The sequence below is a fragment of the Cellulosimicrobium cellulans genome (assembly GCF_001722485.1).
GTDB lineage: Bacteria > Actinomycetota > Actinomycetes > Actinomycetales > Cellulomonadaceae > Cellulosimicrobium > Cellulosimicrobium cellulans_A.
The window spans coordinates 1-8,126 of record NZ_LWGL01000144.1; the positions used below are offsets into that span (position 1 = coordinate 1).

Annotated in this window: 7 protein-coding genes and 1 pseudogene; 6 read left to right on the top strand and 2 right to left on the bottom strand. The window is 75.4% G+C overall.

Annotated features, from left to right (window positions below; all coding sequences use genetic code 11):
- A pseudogene (locus tag JZ5iCDA_RS13640) lies at positions 1-297 on the bottom strand (hypothetical protein); the annotation flags it as partial.
- The gene (locus JZ5iCDA_RS13645; RefSeq protein ID WP_069387667.1) at positions 294-1,052 is read right to left on the bottom strand and encodes a peptidylprolyl isomerase; all 759 of its coding nucleotides are present in this window, start codon (positions 1,050-1,052) and stop codon (positions 294-296) included. The gene JZ5iCDA_RS13645 and the pseudogene JZ5iCDA_RS13640, both read right to left, overlap by 4 nt.
- Before the next feature lie 180 nt (positions 1,053-1,232).
- Here JZ5iCDA_RS13645 and JZ5iCDA_RS13650 point away from each other — a divergent pair, with 180 nt between their 5' ends.
- The 6 genes from JZ5iCDA_RS13650 to JZ5iCDA_RS13675 all read left to right on the top strand — a co-directional run.
- Positions 1,233-2,090, top strand: a complete 858-nt coding sequence (locus JZ5iCDA_RS13650; RefSeq protein ID WP_366246674.1) for an MBL fold metallo-hydrolase — start codon at positions 1,233-1,235, stop codon at positions 2,088-2,090.
- A 32-nt stretch (positions 2,091-2,122) separates the two neighbouring features.
- On the top strand, positions 2,123-3,517 hold the full coding sequence (gene hisS, locus JZ5iCDA_RS13655; RefSeq protein WP_069387668.1) for a histidine--tRNA ligase: 1,395 nt from the start codon (positions 2,123-2,125) through the stop codon (positions 3,515-3,517).
- A 42-nt stretch (positions 3,518-3,559) separates the two neighbouring features.
- Entirely contained in the window at positions 3,560-4,225 is a 666-nt protein-coding gene (locus JZ5iCDA_RS13660) for a M23 family metallopeptidase (RefSeq protein ID WP_069387669.1), read from the top strand.
- 199 nt (positions 4,226-4,424) lie between these two features.
- A complete protein-coding gene (locus JZ5iCDA_RS13665; protein WP_069387670.1) occupies positions 4,425-5,663 on the top strand; it encodes an ATP-binding protein in 1,239 nt (412 codons plus the stop codon).
- A complete protein-coding gene (locus JZ5iCDA_RS13670) occupies positions 5,660-6,991 on the top strand; it encodes a hypothetical protein (RefSeq protein ID WP_216093450.1) in 1,332 nt (443 codons plus the stop codon). Before JZ5iCDA_RS13665 ends, JZ5iCDA_RS13670 begins: the two co-directional genes overlap by 4 nt.
- Before the next feature lie 60 nt (positions 6,992-7,051).
- On the top strand, positions 7,052-8,126 hold a 1,075-nt coding region (locus JZ5iCDA_RS13675; RefSeq protein ID WP_069387671.1), incomplete at its 3' end, for an Rv2578c family radical SAM protein.

Below are 8,126 nucleotides of genomic sequence, written 5' to 3' on the forward strand. Positions count from 1 at the left end.
CACGGGCCGGTCCGTCTGCGCCGCAGGCTCGGCCTGGTCGGCCTGGTCGGCCTGGTCGGCCTGGTCGGCCTGGTCGGCCTGGTCGGCCGGTGTCGCCGGCTCGGTCTCAGGCTCGGGCTCGGCCTGGTCGGCCGGCGTCGCCGGCTGGTCGGCCTGCGCCGGCGCCTCGGCGTCGGCGGCGGTCGCGTCCGGGGCCGACCCGGTCTCCACCTCGGTCGCCTCGACCCGTTCGGTCGCGTCCGCCTCCGCGGGCTCCGCGGCCGGGATGCTCGCCTCGTGGTTCGCGGGATCGCTCACTGGGTCTCAACTCCTTCGATGGTGACCGGGGTGGCGGGGGAGCCGTCGCCGGCCCCGTCCACCGTCCCCGCGTCAGCGACTGCCTGGACGACGTCCAGGCCGGACGTGATGGTGCCGAACACCGTGTAACCACCCGCCGCGTCGGACGGGATGGTCGAGTCCTCGTAGACGAGGAAGAACTGGGAGCCCATCGAGTCGCCCGCGCCACCCTGGCGCGCCATGGCGACGGTGCCGGCGGGGTAGACGTCGTCGGCGGGCGCGTTCTCGACAGGGCCGAAGCTGTACCCGGGGCCGCCGGTGCCGGTGCCGGTCGGGTCCCCGCACTGCAGCACGTAGATGCCGGACGTCGTCAGGCGGTGGCACCGGGTCCCGTCGAAGTAGCCGGCCTCGGCGAGCGCGACGAAGCTCGCGACCGCCTGCGGTGCGGCGGCGCCGTCGAGGCTGAGCGTGAGGTCGCCCGCGCTCGTCGACAGGGTCGACGTCCACTCGCGCCCCTCGGCCGCGGACGGCGGGGGCAGCGTGTACTGGCCGGGCGTCGGGGTGGCGCGCGGCGTGGGCCCGGCCGCGGGGTCGGTGCCCGGGTCCTGCGCGGCGGACAGGGCCCACCAGACGACGCCGCCGACGAGGAGGAGCGACAGGAGGACCCCGACGAGGGTCCAGGTGCGCTGGCGCCGGGCGCGGAGCTCGGCGACGTGCCGCTCCCACTTCTCCTGGCGGCGGCGTGCCTGCTCCCGCTCCTTGCTCTTCGTCGACACCCCAGCTCCTTCGTCGTCGGCCGTGACGGCGCGCCTCGACGACCGCGGTCCGGCCCGCGGTCGGTACCGGACAGTCTAGGCATCGGCCGCGCGATCCCTTCGTGCTTTCCGGCCGCGCAGGTCACGGTCCGGTATCGACCTGCCCTCGCGCCGGGCACCGGAGGGCTACGCTCGGCCCTCGTGGAGCTCTCCGAGGGTGACGACGGGCGCGGCGAGGACCTGCCGGGGACGGCCGCCGCCGATGCACGCACGGACGCACGCGCGCACGCGGTCGCGGTCCACGTCGTGGTGGCGCCCGTCTTCGGCACGAACTGCGCGGTCGTCGCGCTCGGGGGCGGCGCGTGCGTCGTCGTCGACGCGGGCGCGGGCGTCGCCGACCGGGTGGTGACGCTCGTCGAGCGCGAGGGGCTCGAGCCGCGCGCGGTCCTCGCGACGCACGGGCACGTGGACCACACGTGGGACGCGGCCGCCGTGTGCGACCGCCTGGGTGTGCCGCTCGTGCTGCACGAGGCGGACGCCTACCGGCTCGCGGACCCGTTCGGGACGATCGAGCGACCCGCCTCCGGCGCCGCGGCCTCCCTCGTCTCCGGCCCGCTCGGTGCCGCGCTGCGCGACGCCGGCGCGCACCCCGAGGAGTACCGTGAGCCGGCCGACGTGCGCACGTTCGCCGGCGCACCCGGTGACGAGCTCGCGCTCGCGGAGACGCTGGGTGTCGGGACGGCGGCAGGTGCGGGGGAGACGCCGCTCGGCGAGCCCGTGCTGCGCGCGGTGCCCGCCCCGGGGCACACGGAGGGCTCCACCCTGTACCTCGTCGGCCGTCCGGGCGCCGGCGCCGTCCTGAGCGGCGACGTGCTGTTCGCCGGGTCGGTGGGCCGCACGGACCTTCCCGGCGGCGACGGGGCGATGATGTCGCGGACGCTGCGGGACGTCGTCGGGCACCTGGACCCGCGCTGGGACGTGCTGCCCGGCCACGGGCCCGCGACCACCGTCGGGCGCGAGCTCGCCGGCAACCCGTACCTGCGCGCCGCGGGATTCTGAGCCGGGACGCGGCATCTGGGAGGATCGGGCCCATGGCCAGGCCCACACCTCTCTCCGGTTTCCCCGAATGGCTGCCCGACGGACGCGTCGTCGAGCAGCACGTCCTCGACACGCTGCGGCGCACGTTCGAGCTGCACGGGTTCGCCGGGATCGAGACGCGGGCCGTCGAGCCGCTCGAGCAGCTCCTGCGCAAGGGCGAGACGTCCAAGGAGGTGTACGTCCTGCGCCGTCTCCAGGAGGAGGCGGGCGAGGGCGACGACGCGCGCACCGGCCGGCCCGACAAGCAGCTCGGCCTGCACTTCGACCTCACGGTGCCGTTCGCGCGCTACGTGCTCGAGAACGCCGGCCACCTCGCGTTCCCGTTCAAGCGCTACCAGATCCAGAAGGTCTGGCGCGGGGAGCGTCCCCAGGACGGGCGGTTCCGCGAGTTCGCGCAGGCGGACATCGACGTCGTGGGCGCCGGCGAGCTGCCGTACCACTTCGAGGTCGAGCTGCCGCTCGTCATGGCGGAGGCGCTCGGAGCCCTGCGCGACATCGGTCTGCCCGAGGTGCGCGTGCTCGTCAACAACCGCCGCGTCGCCGAGGGCTTCTACCGCGGCCTCGGCCTCGACGCCGTCGACGAGGTGCTGCGCCAGATCGACAAGCTCGACAAGATCGGCCCCGAGAAGGTCGCCGCGCTCCTCGTCTCCGAGGCCGGCGCGACCCCGGAGCAGGCGGACGCGTGCCTCGCGCTCGCCGCGATCCACGGGTCCGACGTCACCGTGGTCGAGCGGGTGCGGGCGCTCGCGGCCGAGCGCGGCGTGACGAGCGACCTCATGGAGGCCGGTCTCGCGGAGCTCGCGGCCATCGTCGAGGCGGCGAGCGTGCGCGCGCCCGGCGTCGTGGTCGCCGACCTGAAGATCGCGCGCGGCCTCGACTACTACACGGGCTCGGTGTACGAGACCGTGCTCGTCGGCCACGAGCAGCTCGGTTCGATCTGCTCCGGCGGCCGCTACGACACGCTCGCGTCCGACGGCGCGACGACGTACCCGGGCGTCGGGCTGTCGATCGGCGTCTCGCGCCTCGTGTCGCGGCTGCTCTCGGCCGGGCTGGTCCGGGCGACGCGGTCCGTGCCGAGCGCGGTCGTCGTGGCGGTGACGACCGAGGACGCGCGGCCCGCGTCCGACGCGGTCGCCACGGCGCTGCGCGCGCGCGGGATCCCCGTGGAGGTCGCGCCCAGCGCGGCGAAGTTCGGCAAGCAGATCCGCCACGCCGACCGGCGCGGCATCCCGTTCGTGTGGTTCCCCGGCGGGACCGGTGACGACGGTGAGCCGAAGCCCGACCAGGTCAAGGACATCCGCTCCGGCGAGCAGGTGGACGCGGACCCCGCGACGTGGGAGCCGCCGGCCGAGGACTGGTGGCCGCGGGCGGTCCCCGCCGAGGCCTGACGGCGCGGGACGGGACGGGCGGGGAGGTCACGTGAGCGACACATGAGCGACACGGTCGAGCTCGCGCTGCCGGTCACGGGGACGTGGCTCGTGCAGAACAGCCCCGCCCGCCGCGTCCCGAGCCACGGCACCCACCTGTTCGCGACGACGTACGCGATCGACCTCGTCGCGGTGCGCGACGGCCGAACCGCTGTCACGCGCGACGTCCGCACGGTGCTCGGCACGGAGCCGCCGGAGCGCTTCCACGCGTTCGGGCTGCCCGTGCTCGCGCCGGCGGCGGGCACGGTCGTGTCCGTGCACGACGGCGAGCCCGACCACGAGGCCCGGCGCTCGCCCGTCACGCTGCTCGGGTACGCGCTCACGCAGGCGTCCCGGGCGCGCGGCGGTCCCGCGGCGCTCGCGGGCAACCACGTCGTGCTCGCGCTGGGACCGGGCGCGTTCGCCGTGCTCGCGCACCTGCGCGCCGGCTCGGTGCGCGTGCAGGCCGGCGACGGGGTCGCGGTGGGGGACGTGCTCGGGGAGTGCGGGAGCTCGGGCAACTCGACGCAGCCGCACGTGCACGTGCAGGTCATGGACGGCCCGGACGCGACGACGGCGCGCGGCGTGCCGCTCGTGTTCCGCGACTTCCGCGAGCACGTCCGCGGCGGCGGGTCCCGCGTCGTGGCGCGCGGCGTCCCGGCGGAGAGGTCGGTCGTCGAGCGCGCGTGACGAGCCGTGCTGCCACGGGCGGCGCCGACGAGCAGGGCGAAGTCGTCGTGTGAGAGGGTTTCGGCGGCGCTCAGGTGGCCGGTGCCGGGAGTGCGCCGGGGCTCAGAGGGAGAGAGGACCGGATGGCGAGGCACGACGACACCGGGGACACGGCGGCGCAGGCGGCGCCGTGGCGACACGGGACCGACGAGGACGCGCGGTGAGCCGCGCTCCGGAGGACGACTTCCTCGAGCTGATCTCGCGCGCCGTGGAGGCCGACCCCACCGACACGTCCCTCCGCGAGGACCTCGTGACGCTGCTGCTGGAGCGTGACGTGGAGCGTGCGGCCGCCGAGCTGGCGGCCTTCGAGGCGCACGGCGGCGACCCGGCGAGGGTCCGGCTCCTGCGCGCCCGGCTGATGGCCGCACGGCTGCGCGCCACGGGCCCGCCGCCACCGGAGAAGGCCGCGGCGCCCGCCGACGAGCCCGTGGTGGGCCCGCAGGACGCGGCCCGAGCCGTCCCGGCACCCGCGGCCGCGGACCGCCGGGACCGCGGTGCCTCGGTGTCGCGGGCGACGTGGGACACCGAGCGGCCGACCGTGACGCTGGCCGACGTCGCGGGCCTCGCCGAGGTCAAGCAGCACCTCGACACCACGTTCCTGGCGCCTCTGCGCCGTCCGGACCTGGCGGCAGCGTTCGGGCAGCGCCCCGGCGGGTCGCTGCTCATGTACGGCCCGCCGGGCTGCGGCAAGACGTTCATCGCGAGGGCGATCGCGGGCGATCTCGGCGCGTCCTTCGTCCACGTGACGCTCGCCGACCTGCTCTCCAGGTGGATGGGCGAGAGCGAGAAGGGGATCCAGAGCGTCTTCCGCGATGCGCGAGCGGCCGCGCCGTGCGTCGTCTTCTTCGACGAGTTCGACGCGCTCGGCGGACGGCGCACCTCCGGTGGCGGTGGGTCCCAGGCGATGCGGATGCTCGTCACCCAGCTGCTCGAGGAGCTCGACGGGGTCTCCGGCGCGAACGACGGGGTCTACTTCCTCGCCGCGACGAACCGGCCGTGGGACATCGACCCCGCGCTGCGCCGCCCGGGCCGGATCGACAAGACGGTGCTCGTGCTGCCGCCGGACGCTGTCGCGCGCGCGGCGATCGTCCAGCGCGCGCTGGAGGGCAAGCCTGCCGACGACGTCGACGTCGTGGCCGTCGCGGCCGCCACCGAAGGGTTCTCCGGTGCCGACCTCGCACATCTGTCGACAACCGTGCTGCAGCAGGCGATGGCCGCGTCGATGACCAGCGGGGAGCTGGTGCCGGTCACCACCGCGGCGCTGCTGGCCGCGGCCCGCGGGATCACCCCGTCGACGACGTCGTGGTTCGACCAGGTGGCGCCGGTGCTCGAGTTCGGCGTCGACGACGGGACCTTCGACCAGCTGCGGGCGTACCGGGTCGCGCGAGGGCTGCGATGACGCGCGACGTCGACGGACCGTCCGCCGACGACGTCGAGCGGAGCCTCGACCTCGCCTGGGAGCTCGTCACGGTGCAGCCCACGCATCCCCGGGTCGGGGAGCTGGCGCTGCAGGTGCTCGCCGCCCAGCCCGGACGGAGCAGCGCGTCGCTGCTGCTGGGCAACCACCGGGAGGTCTGCGGCCAGGTCGACGAGGCGAGGCGGCTCTACCTCGACGTGGTCGGTCGTCGTGACCGCCAGTTCGTCAACGCCGCTCGAGCCCTGCGGCGCCTGGCGTTCGCGGAGCGCGACCGCTCCGAGGCGCTGCACTGGGCGCACGTCGTGCTCGCGGAGGAGCACGAGGGATGGGACGACTGGATGGAGCTGGGCTCCGCCCAGGCGCTCGGCGGGGAGCACGAGACCGGTTGGGCCCAGCTCGACGCCGCGGTCGCGATGTGCGCCCGGCACGCGCCGGACCGGCTCCCCGCGGCGCTCGGGAGGCGCGCGGCGTACCTGCTCGGGTCGTTCGCCCCGGCCGAGCGGTTCGTCCCCGCGGCCGAGGAGGCGGTGCGGGCGGACGCGGCCAGCCCGTGGACCGCCCTGATGCTCGGGTGGTCCTACCTCGTCCAGTACCGGTTCGACGATGCCGAGCAGCTGGGTCTGCGGCTGCTGCGCCAGGACCCGACGGACGACCAGCTGCAGAACCTGGTGGCGACCGCGCGGACGATGCAGCGGGTCGTCGAGGACGCCGACGCCGTGGGCGTCTCCCTGGAGGACATCCGACGCAGCGGGGTGCTCGAGACGGCGTGGCAGAAGCTCCGCGACCGCGAGCTCGGCATCGACCTGCGTTCCGCGCTCGCTGCGCTGGACGACGTGATGCCCGCGCGCCTGCGCGCCACGCTGCGACCCGCCGCGTCGTCCACCGACGGGGCCGAGCACGAGAGCGTCGGTGCCATGGCCGCGGAGGAGCTGCTGGCGTGGCGCGACGGCCAGCTGCTCGGCTCCGGGGACGCCTGGGCGCAGGCCGAGCCGTTCCGCCTGCTGTCGGCGGCGGAGATCGTCGCGATGGATCGCGAGATCGAGGCGGACCCGGCGGCGCACGCGGGCTGGCCCCAGGACGAGCCGGGCGAGCAGGTGATGACGGACGACGCCGGAGCGTACCTGGTGGTCGTCGCGTTCGGGGTGCTGGTCAGGCGCCGCCCTGGACACCCGGACGAGCCCGTCGCCCCGTCCATGGCCGACTGGGTCTGGGACCGCGTGGCCGAGCTCGGTGGACGAGACCCTCGGCCGGCGCGAGGGAGGAGGATCCCGGACGCACCGCTCGACGAGACCGCCGTCCTCAACGGCTGACGCGCCACTCGAGGAGCGTCACGCCTTGACACTGCTTCGAACAGGTGTTCGAATCACCGGGTGCGGTGGGACGGACAGGCGATCGGTACGGACGACGGCGCGCTCCCGGGTCTGGAGCGCGCCGGGCTCGTGCGCAGCGTGCGCACGCCCGAGTTCGCGGGGATCACGTTCCACGAGGTGACGGCGAAGAGCGCGCTGTCGAAGGTCCCGGCGATGTCGCGCATGCCGTTCCGCTGGACGATCAACCCGTACCGCGGCTGCAGCCACGCGTGCTCGTACTGTTTCGCGCGGCCGACGCACCAGTACCTCGACCTCGACGCGGGCGCCGACTTCGACCGCGAGGTGGTCGTCAAGGTCAACGTCGACGAGGTCCTGCGCGCCGAGCTGTCGCGCAAGAGCTGGGCGCACGAGGCCGTCGCGCTCGGCACCAACACCGACCCCTACCAGCGAGCGGAGGGCCGCTACCGGCTCATGCCGGGCATCATCACGGCGCTCGCCGACTCGAGGACGCCGCTGTCGGTCCTCACCAAGGGCACGCTCCTGCGCCGCGACCTGCCGCTCCTCGCGGACGCGGCCTCGCGCGTGGACGTCGGCATCGGCGTCTCCCTCGCGCTGCTCGACCCGGAGCTGCAGGCGTCGGTCGAGCCCGGGACGCCCACGCCCCGCGCGCGGCTCGACCTGATCCGCGCGGTCCGTGACGCGGGCCTGCCGTGCGGCGTCATGGTCGCCCCCGTGCTGCCCTGGCTCACCGACTCCACCCGCGCGCTGACCGAGCTCCTCGACGCGGTGCGCGACGCCGGCGCGACCGGTGTCACGGTGCTCCCGCTGCACCTCAAGCCCGGCACGCGCGAGTGGTTCATGTCCTGGCTCGCGCGCGAGCACCCCCGCCTCGTCCCCGGGTACGAGCGCGTCTACGGCGGCGGCACGTACGCGTCGAAGGCCTACCGCTCCTGGCTGTGGGACCGCGTGCGCCCGCTGCTCGAGGCGCGTGGTTTCGGCGTCTCGGGCCACCGCGGGCCGTCCGGCGTGGACGGCCGCTACCGGCGCCGCGAGCTCGAAGGGCTCGGCGACGGCGGCCCGCCGGTGGACGGCGCCTACCCGCGCGGCAGCCTCGCCGGGAGCCCCGCGCCGGCCG